Here is a 15020-nt window from a genome sequence, read left to right on the forward strand (position 1 = left end):
AAGAGTAGGTTAGTCCTATGTCGCTTGCATCGTCACTGAATACGGCCAATTCGATTTTCCGGAATACGTCCCAGCAGACGTCCGTAATCTCGACGAACATCGCCAACACCGGCAACGAAAACTACGTTCGCCGTGACGCGGTGGTCACACAGACCGTTTACGGTTTCTCGACGGTGCAGAACGAGCGGTCGCAGCAGATGGCTCTGCTGCGCCAGATGTCATCATCGACAGCGCAGCAGAGTGCGCAGTCGACCCTTCTGGACGGTCTGACCACGCTCTCCAACGCGCTTGGCGGCAATGACAAGGAATTGTCACCCTCCAACTATCTCGCGAACCTGCAGAGCAGCCTGCAGGCTTTCGCTGCGGCTCCAGGGGAATACGCGCTCGCCTCTACGGTCGTGACGGATGCGATAGACGTCGTCAATTCGCTGAACAACACGACGAAGACGACGCAGAAACTGCGTGAAGATACCGATGCGCAGATGTTTCAGCAGGTCGAGTCGCTGAACAAGCTGCTCGCCGAGTTCAAGATCGTCAACGACACGGTCGTGCGTCAGACGGCGACCGGCGGCAATGCCGACGACTATCTCGACCGGCGCGACACGCTCCTCAAGGAGATCTCGAAGATCGTCGGCGTCACCGTGAACATGCGCGATAACAGCGACATGGTTCTTTACACCTACGATGGCACGACGCTGTTCGAGACGGAACCGCGCGAGGTCAGCTTCGCGCGCACCTTTACCTATGACCCGACAGTCTCCGGTAATGCGATCTACATCGACGGCACTGCAGTTCGTGCTGGCGTCGGCGGCAATACCGACGGTCAGGGTTCGTTGGCTTCCCTCGTGCAGATCCGCGACGTCATTGCGCCAACCTTCCAGACCCAGCTTGATGAAATCGCTCGTGGCCTGATCGAAGCCTTCCAGGAATTCGACACCGGCGGCGGCGGCGAGCTGCCTGGCCTGTTTACTTGGCCGACCGGCACCGTTCCCCTGACAGGAACGGTAGAGCCTGGACTGGCTGCCCTCATTCAAGTCAATCCGGCGGTCCGCTCGGATTCCGGCGGCGATCCCATGCTTATCCGTGACGGTGGCATCAATGGCGCTGCCTATGTGCAGAACGTTGATGGATCCTCGGGTTTCACCGCTCTGATCAACAGCTATGTCGACGAACTCGCCGCCAATCGCGACTTCTCCTCCGACGCCGATCTGAAGACCAGTGCAAGTGTGCTGTCCTTCGCCAGCAACTCGATCGGCTGGCTCGAAGAACTGCGCTCGAATGCGACGACGGCGAACGAAAACAAGCAGGCGCTCTACGAGCGCACGTTCCAGACTTACTCCTCCAAGACGGCGGTCAGTCTCGACGAAGAACTCTCAATGCTGCTCGATGTCGAACAGTCCTACAAAGCCGCAGCCAAACTCGTCTCGACCGTGGATGAGATGCTGAAGGCCGTCATGGATATGGTGAGGTAATCCCAATGTCGACAGCCAGCGTTTCCAATCTTTCCACCCAGACATCCATGCGACTGACCATTCGGCAGGCGCAAAATGAGCTCTTGAAGTCGCAGCAGGAAGTCAGCACCGGCTTCTACGCCGACATCGGCGCCGAACTGGGCAGCAGAACCTCGACCGTTGTTGACCTCAACCGGGAAAGCCTGCGGCTGAACTCGATGATCAGCAACAACTCGATCGCGACACAGCGTCTCTCCGCTTCCCAGGAAGCGCTGAAGCAGATCGCGACGGCCGCCGAAGAGATGAACAACGCGCTGATCACCATCTCGGGTTCATCGAACAGCGATACGATCAACACCACCGTGATGACCGTATCGAACTCCCTCTCGACGATGACGAGCATGGCCAACCAGTCGGCCAATGGTGAGTTCCTGTTCGCGGGTATCAACACCGATGTGAAGCCGCTCGCCGATTACACGGACACGTCGCCGGCCAAGACGGCTTTCGACAACGCCTTCACGGCTTATTTCGGCTTTGCCCCGACCGATACGGCGAGCGTCTCAACGATCGTCCCGAGTGGCGGGTTCCCGAGCATGGAGGATTTCATCACCTCCACGCTTGAGCCGATGTACACCGGAGCCGACTGGAACACTGATTGGTCGAACGCGACCGACCAGGCGATGACCAGCCGCATCACGCAGTCTGAAACCGTCCAGACATCGGCCTCGGCCAATGAAGACGGCTTCCGCTACTTCGCGCTCGCGGCCATCGTTACCAAGGAACTCATGACGATCGGTGCGCCGGCCGCTGCTGTGACCGTCGCCATCAATAAGGCGATCGATTACACGGGCCGTGCCATTACCGGCATCAACTCGACGCGTTCTGAACTTGGTCTTTCCGAGAACCGAATTGAGAAGGCGGATGCCTCGCTCAAGGTTCAGGTGGATATAATCGAAACCAGCCTGTCGAGCAAAATTGAAGTAGATGCGTACGAAGCGTCGACTCGCGTTAACTCTCTGCTTGCCATGGTGGAAGCATCCTACACGCTGACGGCGAGGATTCAGTCGCTGAGCCTTGTAAACTACCTTTGATGAGCAAAGGGTGAAATGAACCTGAAGGGCAACTGAATGTACCAGTTCTCATATGCCGAGATTATGGAAGATGGCGTCGCAGACGCCAAGGAGCGCGAACGGCAGGCCCTTGACCGTTGCATCCAGCTTCTGAGCGCGGCCCGTGAAAAGAAGGGCTACTCCCGCGAGGCGATCGAAGCTCTGTTTTATACCCGCCGGGTCTGGATCCGGCTGATCGAAGATCTGCAAAACCCCGAGAACCAGCTCGGCGACGAAGTACGCGCCAATCTGATTTCCATCGCCATCTGGATTTTGAAAGAGTGTGACCGGATCCGCAAGCGAGAGTCCGAGAACTTCCAGGGCATCATCGACGTGACAACCATCATCAGGGATGGACTTAAATGAAGAGCACTTTGCGCATCTCGCTCAAGTCGGGCGAACGTATTTTCATCAATGGAGCGGTTCTGCGCGTCGACCGCAAGGTTGCCCTCGAGTTCCTGAACGATGTCACCTTCCTGCTTGAGAACCACGTTCTGCAGCCGGAACAGGCGACCACGCCGCTGCGGCAGCTCTATTTCATCGCCCAGATGATGCTGATCAATCCGGAAGGCAAGGATCAGTCGCTGGCGATGTTCCGCAAGTCGGTCATCATGCTGCTGTCCTGCTTCGAGAACGAAGAGATCCTCGCTGAGCTGAAGCGCATCGATGGCATGGTCTCCTCCGGTCGCGCTTTCGACGCCCTGAAGGCGATCCGCCAGCTCTATCCGATCGAGGACCGCATCCTGAACAACCAGGAAATGGCGCCGGCAACGATTGAGCAGATCCGCAAGGAGATCGCACCATGGCGGTAGACGGTGTAGCCGCCACTACTGCCGCCACGACGACGTCGTCGGCCACCGGCAGCACGGCAGGCAAGGCTGCCGCGAAGGCATCTGTCGACTACGATAGCTTTCTGAAGCTCTTGATCGCCCAGATGAAGAACCAGGATCCGACCGATCCGATGGATGCTAGCGCGCAGATCGCGCAGCTGGCGACCTTCTCCCAGGTCGAGCAGTCGATCCAGATGAATTCGAACCTTGAGACCTTGATCACCGGCAACGCCCTGACCAACGCGTCCTCCTATATCGGCAAGACGATCACCAGTGCCGATGAGAAGACCAGCGGCATCGTGGCCTCCGTCCGCGTCTATACGGACACGATGGTCGCAACGACGACGGAAGGTAAGGAAGTTCCGATCGTGGTCGGCGTTCGCGTCGGAACCAAGCCTACGACAGAGACGAGCGACTCCTGATGTGTTAGTCCTTTCGGCGCGGATGGCATGATTCGCCGCCCCGAAAGGATACCGTCTCATGAATGAGGCAGACGCTCTCGACATTCTCCAGGCCGCGATCTGGACAATCATCGTTGCTTCCGGCCCGGCTGTGGCCGCCGGCATGATCGTGGGTGTGACGATTGCCCTGATCCAGGCGCTGACCCAGGTTCAGGAAATGACACTGACCTTCGTGCCGAAGATCCTCGCCATCATGATCACCATCGGCATCTCCGCGCCCTTTGTCGGCGCCCAGATCAACCTGTTCAGCAACCTCGTTTTCTCTCGGATACAGTCAGGCTTCTAGCCGGGTTCGACCTGACACCCTCGCGCAAGCTTCGCCGTCTATCTCTCCTAGGCAGACTGCCGGAAGCATGGTCTTCCGGATGGCTTCTCATGAAGAGATGGAATGGACATGGCGCAACCACCTGCACTCGTAATCCCGAAGGCCAGCCCCAGCGGGCGTGACATCGGTTTCGCGTTCGGGATCGTGATGATCCTGTGCATCCTCTTCCTGCCGATCCCACCCTTCCTGATCGACGTCGGCCTGGCATTCTCCATCGCGCTTTCCGTCCTCATCCTGATGGTCGCGCTCTGGATTCAGCGCCCTCTTGATTTCTCGTCCTTCCCGACGATCCTGCTGATCGCCACCATGATCCGCCTCTCGCTCAACATCGCGACGACGCGCGTCATCCTGACCCATGGTCACGAAGGCCACGGGGCCGCGGGCGGGGTGATCGCCGGCTTCTCCAACCTCGTGATGGGCGGCGACTTCGTCATCGGTCTGATCGTCTTCCTGATCCTGATCACCGTCAACTTCATCGTCATCACCAAGGGTGCCACGCGTATCGCGGAAGTCGGCGCCCGCTTTACCCTCGATGCCATCCCCGGCAAGCAGATGTCGATCGACGCCGACCTTTCGGCCGGTATCATCGATGAAAAGGAGGCGCAGCACAGACGCCGGGAACTGGAGCAGGAAAGCTCGTTCTTCGGTGCCATGGACGGTGCGTCCAAATTTGTCCGCGGCGACGCCATCGCCGGCCTGATCATCACCGCCATCAACGTCGCGGGCGGCATCATTATCGGCTACTTCCGCCACGGCATGGAGCTCGGCCAGGCGGCCGACGTCTTCGTCAAGCTCTCCGTCGGTGACGGCATTGTTTCGCAGGTTCCCGCCCTGATCGTCTCGCTTGCCGCCGGCCTTCTGGTATCGCGCGGCGGCACGCCGGGCTCCACCGACCAAGCGGTCGTCAATCAGCTGAGCGGCTATCCGCGCGCCTTGTCTGTGGCCGCCGCAATGATGGGGGCACTGGCACTCGTTCCCGGCCTTCCGTTGATCCCGTTTACCGTCCTTGGCGGTGTCATGGCCTTCGGCGCCTGGTTCATCCCGCGCCAGCTCGCCGCAGAAACCGAGCTCAAGCGCGAACAGGAAGAGAAAAAGGTCATCCAGAACAAGGAGGCCGAGAAGGACTCGGTCAAGTCTGTCCTGAAGACCTCGGAAATCGAGCTCGCGCTGGGCAAGCTTGTCTCGACCCGTCTCCTCGGTGCCCATCAGGAGCTTGCCTTCCGCGTCGGAAAAATGCGCAAGAAATTCGCCAGCCAGTACGGTTTCGTGGTGCCGGAAATCAAGGTCACCGACGATATCGCCATCCCGGAAAAGGCCTATCAGATCCGCATCCACGGCACGACGGTCGCGTCGAACAACCTCCGCGTCGGCGAAGTTCTTGTCGTCACCGGTTCCGGGCGCAAACCGAATGTTCCCGGCGACGAGATCCGCGAACCCGCCTTCGGCATGCCGGCCGTGTCAGTTTTGGAAACCTTCACCGAAGAATTGAAGCGCGAAGGCTTCCATCCGATCGACAACGTCTCTGTTGTCCTCACCCATGTCTCGGAAGTGATCCGCAACAACCTGCCGCAGCTTCTGTCCTACAAGGACGTCAAGGTGCTGATCGATCGCCTCGACCCCGAATACAAGAAGCTCGCCGACGAAATCTGCTCGTCGCACATGTCCTATTCGGGCCTTCAGGCAGTCTTGAAGTTGCTGCTTGCCGAGCGTGTCTCGATCCGCAACCTGCATCTCATTCTTGAAGCGGTCGCTGAACTCGCGCCGCATGTCCGCAAGACCGAGCAGATCGTCGAGCATGTTCGTGTCCGCATGGCGCAGCAGCTCTGCGGCGACCTCACCGACAACGGCGTCCTGCGCGTCTTGCGCCTCGGCTCCAAGTGGGATCTGGTCTTCCACCAGGCGCTCAAGCGTGATGCCAAGGGCGAGATCGTTGAATTCGACATTGATCCGCGCAGCCTGGAGGAATTCTCCGAACAGGCGAGCCAGGTTATCCGTGAATTCATGGACCGGGGCCTGCCCTTCGTCCTTGTCACGTCGCCCGAAACACGGTCCTATGTGCGCATGATCATCGAACGACTCTTTGCCACCTTGCCGGTCCTTTCGCATGTGGAACTCGCCAAGGGCATCGAGATCAAGATTCTGGGCTCAATTTCATGATTTCTGACCCGCAGGGGAGTGTGCTTGTACTGATCGCGATTTTCTGTCGCATCGGCGCCTGCATCATGACCCTGCCGGGCTTTTCATCAGCCCGCATCTCGATGACGGTGCGGTTCTTCCTTGCCTTCGCCATCTCACTGGCCATGACGCCCTTGCTCTTCGACACGGTTTATCCTCGGGTATCCGGGGGAGGGGCCTCACTTATCGGCGTGATCGTTGCTGAACTCCTGATCGGCATGATGTACGGATTGGTCCCGCGCTTCTACGTGCTCGGACTGCAGTTCACCGGTTCGGCGATTTCGATGGCGATCGGCCTCAACACGCCGGGCTCGTCGGATGTTCTCGAAGACGCCCCTGATAACCAGATGACCAATCTGATCTCCTTCGGCGGCCTTCTCGTTCTCTTCATGCTGGATTTCCACCATGTCGTCTTTCGCGCGCTGTTCGATTCCTATTCGGTGATGCCCATCGGCGGCATGCCGGACAGCCAGAAAATGCTGATTACGCTCACCGACACCCTGACGCAGACCTTCCTGCTGATGCTGCGTCTGGCGAGCCCATTCCTCATTTTCGGTCTGATGTTCAACGTCGCCGTCGGTCTGGTGAACAAGCTCGCACCCCAAGTGCCGGTTTTCTATATCTCCACGCCCTACCTGCTGCTTGGCGGTCTGTTGCTGGTTTATTTCACTATTGCTGCCATGGTCATGCAGTTCGGTCAGTACTTTCCGATGATCTTCAATTTCTGACGAGGCTGCCTTGGGACCGCAAAAGAAATCCGACAAACTCAAGCGTCTCGTCGCCGTACAGCGTCACATGGAGCGGATGGCCGAAAGCGATCTGGGCATCACCGCACAACGCATCGAGGAAAACGCCCGGTCGATGGACACGGTCATGGATGCCATCGGATCGCTCGATCCGTTGCATCGGCTCTTTGCCCAGAACTATGCGGACCGCTTCGATCGCCTGTCCAACACGGACAAGCAGTTGCACGGTCTGCAGCAGGTTCAGGAAATGAAGCTGATGCGCGAGCGCGCCAAGGGCGACCGGCTGGAAGAAAACATGAAGGATGCGCGCGACCACGAAGAGCGCGAACGCGACGATGATGCCATCTACGATCTGATCGACCTGAAATTTGCCACACCAGCCTCCAGCAAGCTTCAGGAGTGATAGTCGCCTCGAACCGAAATCGAGGATGTCACCGTGGCCATTTCTCCTCCAAGCGATCTGGTGCTGGACGTTGTCCGCGCTGCTGATCCGGCACAAGTTGCCGCTGCTCAGGAACAACTGAAAGCCAACCGGGCGAACTTCATGGCGACCAGTCTCGCCGAGAAGGGTGCAGGTTTTGGCGCAACTGTCGACATCTTGAGCCGTACGGCCAATGCCGCACGGGTCGAAGCCACGGCGGAAAAGACCGAGGAAGTCGGCAAGCCTCCGAAGATTTATCGCGATTTCGAAGCCGTCTATCTCACCAACTTCGTCCAGAGCATGCTGCCGGACGAAAGTGAGGAAGTGTACGGCAAGGGCAATTCCGGTGAGATGTGGAAGAGCATGATGGCCGAGCAGCTCGGCACTGTGATCTCCGAAGCCGGTGGTGTCGGCATCGCCCAGCAGATGTATGACCAGGCGCTCCAGCGCATGCGCGGACAGGATAACGTCAATGCCGCCACGGATGAGACGGATCGCGGGCTCGCCATGAGCTGGGTGACCGATCTCGAGCGTCGCACCCTTGGTGCCGGCGCTGACACCGATAACAAGAACTGATCTATTTTTTGAAAGACAGGGCAGAATTCATGGAAGTTGTTTCGAGCGAATATCGGGTGAAGACGGTGCTGAGCCGGCTTGAGCGCATCATCGACAATGAGAACGAGCGGATCGGCAAGGACCCGGAATTCGACTTCAAGGTTTCCAATGCCCATAAGAGCCGCTGCCTTTACGAACTGACCATGCTGTTCCGCGACACCGATCCGCGCGAATTCGCCGTCAATTTTGTCGAGCAGCTCCATGTTCTGAAGGAAAAGCTGGCCTTGAATGCCCGCCGTGTCGAGGCGCATCTCGCGGCCGTTCGTGCCGTTGCCGATATCCTGAAAAACGCGGTTCGCGACGCCGACGGTGACGGCACCTATTCTCAGGAACAGTTCCAGTTCAGCGAGTTCTGATGGGCAAGATACTCGGAATCGGCCTTTGGGTCTGCATCGTCACGCTGGGGGCCGTCTACGGCTCGATCTACCTGGCGACAGCCCCTGCCGGCCCGAGCGAGGAAGAGACGAAGAAGGCTGCGCTTGAACTCGTTCGCGGCGAGCCGATCACCATTCCGGTCATCGGCGGTGGAGATGTTACAGGATACTTCCTGACCCGCATCTCCTTCATGATGGACAAGGACAAGGTCAAGGGGCAAACCCTGCCGACGACCGAGCTGATGACCGACCAGTTGTTTACGCTGCTGGTAGGAAACAAGATGGTCGACATCGGCAATGTCTCTGCATTTGACGTCAATTCGTTCCGTGACCAGATCAAGACCGAGATGAATGCAAGGCTCGGGGAAGGCATGATCGATCAGGTCCTGATCGAGCAGCTCGACTACGTCTCGAAGGACGCCGCTCGCAAGGCAGCCGATGGTGGTTCCAAACCGATGGAGAGGACTCAGGTCGTCGAAGGGGAGAAGGTCGAGGAAAAGCCGGCATCGTCGGGCCACTGATTGCCGCAGCGTTTCATGGTAAACGCCGCGTCTATCATTTCAGGAGGATTCTAACGTCTTGTTTAACCTGAATTTTAGCGACGACTGATAGGTTCCAGGCATCAATCCTCGGGACCCGCGCTATGCCAGCTTCGTCATCTTCTGCAGTGAGACAGCCTGACGACGCCCTTGCTAGGGCTCCACTGCCGGTGGCCCCGGTACGCCCGATCCTCGACATGCCCGTCCACGATCTCGGCTGGAAGCCGGCGCTTGCTCTACTTGAGGAAAAGCTGACCGAGAACCGTGGCCTGACCCATATTGCGTTTCTCAATGCCAACAATGCCAATGTGATGATGCGCGATCCCGACTACCGGGAGGTTCTTGGCCGCTGTCTGGTCCTGCCGGACGGCATCGGCGTCGACATTGCCGCGAAGTTCCTGCATGGCGGCCGCTTCTCGGCCAATCTGAACGGGACGGATTTCGTGCCGGCAGCCCTGACCTTCATCACAAAGCCGCTCAGGATAGGGCTGCTCGGAGCAACATCCGAGGTGCTGCGGGATGCAGCCAAGAACTTCCGGCGTCACACGCCTTGGCATGAATTCGTAGAAATCTCTGATGGCTACTTCGACCGGGCCGATCCGACATTCATTCTCAAACGCATTGAGCAGGCTCGCATCGATCTGCTGCTCGTCGCCATGGGCACCCCGCTCCAGGAAAAATGGGTCGACCGGCATCTGACCGCCGACCATGCGCGGGTGGTAATCAGCGTCGGCGCTCTGCTCGACTTCGTCTCGGGACGGATCCCGCGCGCCCCGAACTGGATCCGTCAGCTCAGATCCGAATGGCTGTTTCGTCTGTTGCAGGAGCCGTCGCGCCTCTGGAGGCGCTACGTTCTCGGCATCCCTGTTTTCCTAGCCCATGTCTTGCGCCACAGGCTCAGTCACCCCGCAACGACGTCCGGCTAACGCCGAGGCTGTGAAATCCTGCCTTGCAATATGCCGCAATTTGACAGCATAGGACGGCGACAGGCAAATGGCACCTGCATGTTGGCGCTAGCTTGCTGCGAGTTCTAGACGGGGATTGTGCACAGTGACCACGGTAATCGATGGAAAGGCAGCCGCCGCTTCGGTGATCGAAGCGGTAACCTCAGCAGCGACGACACTCAAGACCTCCGGCCATCGCAAGCCGGGCCTGGCCGTGGTCATCGTCGGCGACGACCCGGCAAGCCACGCTTACGTCGGTGCCAAGAGCCGGATGGCCAAGCAGTGCGGCTTTAATTCGATCCAGCACACCTTGCCCGAGAATACTTCTCAGGAAGAGCTGATGGCGCTGGTCGCTTCGCTCAATGCCGATCCCGAAATCGATGGGATCCTCGTCCAGCTCCCGCTTCCCAAGCATCTCGACAGTGAGCCGGTGATCCAGTCGATCCTGCCGGAAAAGGATGTCGATGGCCTGCACATCGTCAATGCCGGCAAGCTGGCGACCGGCGACCTGAAGACGGGCCTGCTTTCCTGCACGCCCGCCGGCGCCATGATCCTCGTGCGCCAGATCCATGGTGACGACCTCTCCGGCCTCAATGCACTGGTCATCGGCCGTTCGAACCTCTTCGGCAAGCCGATGGCGCAACTGCTGCTCAATGCCAATGCCACCGTCACCATCGGCCATTCGCGCAGCCGCGACCTGCCGGAGCTCGCCCGTCAGGCGGACATCCTGGTCGCAGCTGTCGGCCGCGCCGAGATGGTCAAGGCCGACTGGTTGAAGCCCGGTGCAACCGTCATCGATGTCGGCATCAACCGTGTCGCAGCGCCTGAGAAGGGCGAGGGCAAGTTCAAGCTGGTCGGCGATGTCGCCTTTGCCGAATGCAAGCCGGTAGCCAAGGCGATCTCGCCGGTTCCAGGCGGCGTCGGCCCCATGACGATTGCCATGCTGATGGCCAACACCGTGATCGCCGCCCATCGCCGGGCCGGCATGACTGCGCCGCGCTTCTGACGCCTCAGGCCATTGATCGCAGGGTCAGGCGGGTGCCGGCCCGGTCGAGGCCCGGACCACCAGTTCCACCTTCCACAATTCCTGCTCCGGTGGTGCGGGTGTGGTTTGATTGATCATTGCGATCAGCCGTTCTCCGATCCGCTTGCCGGCAGCGCGAAGCGACGAGCGCGTCGTCGTGAGCGGCGTCGAAAAGTTCTCCGGCTTCAGCAATGGCAGCTCGTCGTCATGCGCGATCAGGGAAACGTCCACGCCAAGCTTGAGGCCAAGCTCGTTCATCGCCCTGACGGCCCCGAGTGCCAGCACGGTACTGGCGCATAACACGGCAGTCGGCCGGTCCGGGCCGGACAGGATCTCCTTCATCCCGCGATAGCCCTGTTCGTCGCCCATGAAGCTGTGCCTTGTATGGCGAGGGTCGAGCAGCAATCCCCGGTCGGCCAGCGCCTTCTCCGTCCCCAGCCGTCGTCGATGGGCAAAGTCCAGATCGGCATGGCCGTTCAGCAAGGCGATCCGCTTGTGGCCGAGTTGCAGCAGGAAGCGGGTCGCATCGTAGAACGCCCCTTCATTGTCGACATCCAGAAACGGATAGTCCAGCTCAAGCCCCGAGGAGCGGCCGTGGACGATGAAAGGAAGCGATAGTGTCTTCGCCATCACGATCCTCGGGTCCTTCTCGCGAACATAGGCGAGATAGTAACCGTCCACGCTACCGCTGGCGGCGAGCCATCGGATCGCTTGTTCTTCGTCTTCGGCTTTGGAAGGCATGATGACGAAGTGGAAGTCTTGGAGGATCGCAGCCTCGGCCAGTCCGCTCTGAAACTCGGCGAAGTGCATGTCCGAACTGTGGTCGGGCGAGATTGGCATGATCAGCCCGATGGACCCGGCTTTTCCGGTGGCGAGCCTTTGCGCTGCGCGATTGGGCCGGTAGCCGGTCTCCTTGGCGGCCTGAAGCACGCGCCTGCGCGTTTCTTCGTTCACTTCGGGATAACCGTTGAGCGCGCGGCTGATCGTCGTCTGCGACAGACCGAGCATCTGCGACAATTCTTTGAGATTCACTGCTGGCATTCCTCTCCCGTGCAAGGCCGCCAGTTACCTCCACAGGCGGCCAAAGCGCTTCGACTATGGCGCAGACCAGCGGGCTGCGACAAGAGGAAAATGATGCAAATCAATGCAGTTGCTTCTTCACGAACGGGGAGTTGCGCCTAAATGTGGCAGTACCAGAAAAGCGCTTGACTCAGTGTGGACCCCAATGTGATGAAATAGGGGCCAAAGCGCTTTGAGGAAAACGCGCTGACCAAGGACGTTTGGCCGTCCGATGTGATGGGAGGTAAATCACATGAAGAAACTGTTTTTGATGACCGTGGCGACTGCCGCGCTCGTAGCCGGCTCGGTCGGCGCACAGGAATTGAAGTTCGCTCCCGGTGAAGATGCCAAGTTCAACTGGGCAAGTTTCGAAGAGCTGAAGAAGACCCAGCTCAATGGCGAGCAGATCACCATTTTCGGCCCCTGGCTCGGTCCTGACCAGGTCCTCGTCGAAAGCGTTCTGGCCTATTTCGCAGCCGCGACCGGCGCGGATGTACGCTATACCGGCTCTGACAGCTTCGAGCAGCAGATCGTCGTCGATCTGGAAGCCGGCTCCGCTCCCAATATCGCCATCTTCCCGCAGCCGGGCCTCGCGTCCGACATGGCAAAGCGTGGCTTCCTGACCGACCTCGGCGCTGAAAATGCCTCCTGGCTCAAGGACAACTACGCCGCTGGCCAGTCCTGGGTCGACCTCGGCACTTATGCTGGCCAGGACGGCAACACGGCTTTCTACGGCTTCCCCTTCAAGACCGACCTGAAGTCGCTCGTCTGGTATTCGCCTGAGAACTTCGAGGATGCCGGTTACGAAGTCCCTGAGACCATGGAAGAGCTGAAGGCTCTGACCGAGAAGATCGTGGCTGACGGAGGCACGCCCTGGTGCATCGGTCTCGGCTCGGGTGCTGCCACCGGTTGGCCGGCAACCGACTGGGTCGAGGACATGATGCTGCGCACCGCGTCCCCGGAAGACTACGACAAGTGGGTTTCCAACGAGATGAAGTTCGACGACCCGATAGTCGTCAACGCCATCAACGAATTCGGCTGGTTTGCCAAGAACGACAAGTTCGTCGTTGGCGGTGCAGGCGCAGTCGCTTCGACCGACTTCCGCGACAGCCCGAAGGGTCTCTTTGCCTCGCCGCCGCAGTGCTACCTGCACCGCCAGGCTTCGTTCATTCCGTCCTTCTTCCCCGAGGGCACGAGCGTTGGTGAAGATGCAGACTTCTTCTACTTCCCGGCCTATGCCGAGAAGGACCTCGGCAGCCCGGTTCTCGGCGCAGGTACCACCTTCGCCATTACCAAGGACAGTAAGGCTGCTCGCGCCTTCATCGAGTTCCTGAAGTCGCCGATCGCCCATGAAGTCTGGATGGCCCAGAAGGGCTTCCTCACCCCGCACAAGGGCGTGAACCCGGAAGTCTTCACCGATCCGACCGTTCGCAAGATGAACGACATCTTGCTGCAGGCCACCACCTTCCGCTTCGACGGTTCTGACCTGATGCCGGGCGCCATCGGCGCTGGCAGCTTCTGGACCGGCATGGTCGACTTTGTCGGTGGCAAGTCCGCCGAAGATGTTGCAAAGTCGATCCAGACAGCCTGGGACGGCATCAAGTAAGCTGCCGTAGAACAGTATTGCCTAACGAACGTCCGGGCTTCACCGCCCGGGCGCTCGCAAAAAAATCAGAAGGCATGCGGAGGGGAGACCAAGATGAATCCGGCGTTGCAGGCTCTGATCACGATCATCATCGGTGTCGGTGGGTGTATCGGTTATTTCTATCTGTCGAACGTGTTTGTCGACAGGGTGCTGTTCCCCGCCAAGGGAGAGCATGCAGGGCGCAATATCAACCGCGCCAACATGATACGTCCCTGGCTCTTCCTGTTTCCGGCGATCGTGGCACTCGGCCTCTATCTGGTCTATCCGGTCATCGCCTCGCTCTGGTTGTCGGTAACCAGCCGCAACGCGGGCGGCGCCTTCGTTGGTCTGGCCAATTATGAGCGCATGCTCGGCGAAACGAAATTCTGGGAAGCGATCAGCAACAATCTTTTGTGGCTGACCGTCGTCCCGGCCGCATCCACGGCCTTTGGCCTTCTGGCCGCACAGCTGACCGACCGGATTTCCTGGGGCAATATCGCGAAATCGCTGATTTTCATGCCCATGGCGATTTCCTTTGTCGGTGCATCCGTCATCTTCAAGCTGGTCTATGACACGCGCCCGGCAGGGGAAGAGCAGATCGGCCTTCTGAACGCCTTGTGGCTGTCCTTCGATGGGGGATGGGGCACGGTTCTGGTGCTTCGCGTTCTTCCGGCACTCCTGCTTCTCGCCTTCATCGCTTTCGTCGTCTACGGCATCTACCAGCTGTTGCGCCCGCTCTCCGGCGGCATCGGCTATCACGGCGGCAGTTCCAAATTCGGCGTGGTCGTGCGCGTTGCACTCACCCTGGCCGGCCTCTGGCTTTGCTATCGCGGGCTGATTTCCACCTATTCCGTCCTGACCGTCGAATATCCCTATGGCCAGCCGCAGACCTGGTTGACGATCCCCTTCTGGAACAACTTCTTCCTGATGGTGGTGCTGATCTGGATTCAGACCGGTTTCGCCATGGTCATCCTGTCGGCGGCGCTGCGCGGGATCCCGGAAGAAACGATCGAGGCCGCCGTCATCGACGGGGCCAACGACTTCGAGATCTTCTTCAAGATCAAGATCCCGCAGATTATGGGAACCGTCGTCGTCGTCTGGACCACGATCACGCTTGTCGTCCTCAAGGTCTTTGACATCGTCTTTGCCATGACCAACGGCCAGTGGGAAACGCAGGTGCTTGCCAACTACATGTTCGACAAGCTCTTCCGCGCCAATGACTGGGGCGTCGGCTCGGCAAGCGCCATGGTGATCATGCTGCTGGTTCTGCCGATCCTGATCTGGAACGTCTACAACGCTCGAAAAGAAATGCGCTGAGGGGAG

At 59.3% G+C, this 15020-nt stretch carries 17 protein-coding genes; 16 read left to right on the forward strand and 1 reads right to left on the reverse strand.

The window, feature by feature from the left end; all coding sequences use genetic code 11:
* The first annotated feature begins 17 nt into the window (after positions 1-17).
* The 14 genes from flgK (at position 18) to folD (ending at position 10996) form a co-directional block, all read left to right on the forward strand.
* Entirely contained in the window at positions 18-1472 is a 1455-nt protein-coding gene (gene flgK, locus ACQKP1_RS03170; RefSeq protein WP_427274160.1) for a flagellar hook-associated protein FlgK, read from the forward strand.
* Positions 1473-1477: 5 nt separating this feature from the next.
* On the forward strand, positions 1478-2542 hold the full coding sequence (locus ACQKP1_RS03175; protein WP_203019712.1) for a flagellar hook-associated family protein: 1065 nt from the start codon (positions 1478-1480) through the stop codon (positions 2540-2542).
* 36 nt (positions 2543-2578) lie between these two features.
* Positions 2579-2926, forward strand: coding sequence for a flagellar biosynthesis regulator FlaF (flaF, locus tag ACQKP1_RS03180; RefSeq protein WP_006726381.1), 348 nt, complete (start codon positions 2579-2581; stop codon positions 2924-2926).
* Complete coding sequence (gene flbT / locus ACQKP1_RS03185) at positions 2923-3372, forward strand: flagellar biosynthesis repressor FlbT (RefSeq protein WP_006726382.1); 450 nt, start codon at positions 2923-2925, stop codon at positions 3370-3372. Before flaF ends, flbT begins: the two co-directional genes overlap by 4 nt.
* Entirely contained in the window at positions 3363-3812 is a 450-nt protein-coding gene (gene flgD / locus ACQKP1_RS03190; RefSeq protein ID WP_203019713.1) for a flagellar hook assembly protein FlgD, read from the forward strand. The genes flbT and flgD overlap by 10 nt, the downstream gene beginning before the upstream one ends.
* A 58-nt stretch (positions 3813-3870) precedes the next feature.
* Entirely contained in the window at positions 3871-4137 is a 267-nt protein-coding gene (locus ACQKP1_RS03195; RefSeq protein ID WP_203019714.1) for a flagellar biosynthetic protein FliQ, read from the forward strand.
* Positions 4138-4245: 108 nt separating this feature from the next.
* Positions 4246-6333: a flagellar biosynthesis protein FlhA gene (flhA, locus tag ACQKP1_RS03200; protein WP_203019715.1), complete on the forward strand. Its 2088-nt coding sequence runs from the start codon at positions 4246-4248 to the stop codon at positions 6331-6333.
* Positions 6330-7079 (forward strand): flagellar biosynthetic protein FliR, encoded by a 750-nt coding sequence (locus ACQKP1_RS03205; RefSeq protein WP_427274161.1) that lies wholly within the window; start codon positions 6330-6332, stop codon positions 7077-7079. Before flhA ends, ACQKP1_RS03205 begins: the two co-directional genes overlap by 4 nt.
* 67 nt (positions 7080-7146) lie before the next feature.
* Positions 7147-7500: a hypothetical protein gene (locus ACQKP1_RS03210; RefSeq protein ID WP_052018175.1), complete on the forward strand. Its 354-nt coding sequence runs from the start codon at positions 7147-7149 to the stop codon at positions 7498-7500.
* 33 nt (positions 7501-7533) lie between these two features.
* Positions 7534-8094: a rod-binding protein gene (locus ACQKP1_RS03215; protein WP_427274162.1), complete on the forward strand. Its 561-nt coding sequence runs from the start codon at positions 7534-7536 to the stop codon at positions 8092-8094.
* 29 nt (positions 8095-8123) lie between these two features.
* Positions 8124-8489, forward strand: a complete 366-nt coding sequence (locus ACQKP1_RS03220; RefSeq protein ID WP_427274163.1) for a hypothetical protein — start codon at positions 8124-8126, stop codon at positions 8487-8489.
* Positions 8489-9028 (forward strand): flagellar basal body-associated FliL family protein, encoded by a 540-nt coding sequence (locus ACQKP1_RS03225; protein ID WP_203019718.1) that lies wholly within the window; start codon positions 8489-8491, stop codon positions 9026-9028. Before ACQKP1_RS03220 ends, ACQKP1_RS03225 begins: the two co-directional genes overlap by 1 nt.
* A gap of 215 nt (positions 9029-9243) precedes the next feature.
* On the forward strand, positions 9244-9972 hold the full coding sequence (locus ACQKP1_RS03230) for a WecB/TagA/CpsF family glycosyltransferase (RefSeq protein WP_427276386.1): 729 nt from the start codon (positions 9244-9246) through the stop codon (positions 9970-9972).
* A gap of 124 nt (positions 9973-10096) precedes the next feature.
* Positions 10097-10996 carry a bifunctional methylenetetrahydrofolate dehydrogenase/methenyltetrahydrofolate cyclohydrolase FolD gene (folD, locus tag ACQKP1_RS03235; RefSeq protein WP_427274164.1) on the forward strand — a complete coding sequence of 300 codons (900 nt, stop codon included), beginning with the start codon at positions 10097-10099 and terminating at the stop codon, positions 10994-10996.
* Positions 10997-11020: 24 nt separating this feature from the next.
* Here folD and ACQKP1_RS03240 read toward each other — a convergent pair whose 3' ends face one another.
* Positions 11021-12046, reverse strand: a complete 1026-nt coding sequence (locus ACQKP1_RS03240; RefSeq protein ID WP_427274165.1) for a LacI family DNA-binding transcriptional regulator — start codon at positions 12044-12046, stop codon at positions 11021-11023.
* Between the two features lie 280 nt (positions 12047-12326).
* On the opposite strand from ACQKP1_RS03240, the gene ACQKP1_RS03245 reads away from it, so the two are divergent.
* Positions 12327-13679 carry an ABC transporter substrate-binding protein gene (locus ACQKP1_RS03245; protein WP_006726394.1) on the forward strand — a complete coding sequence of 451 codons (1353 nt, stop codon included), beginning with the start codon at positions 12327-12329 and terminating at the stop codon, positions 13677-13679.
* A 93-nt stretch (positions 13680-13772) separates the two neighbouring features.
* Entirely contained in the window at positions 13773-15014 is a 1242-nt protein-coding gene (locus tag ACQKP1_RS03250; protein ID WP_203019721.1) for a carbohydrate ABC transporter permease, read from the forward strand.
* Positions 15015-15020: the final 6 nt, after the last annotated feature.

The organism is Allorhizobium sp. NPDC080224, assembly GCF_050281005.1.
In the GTDB taxonomy this organism is placed as follows: domain Bacteria; phylum Pseudomonadota; class Alphaproteobacteria; order Rhizobiales; family Rhizobiaceae; genus Allorhizobium.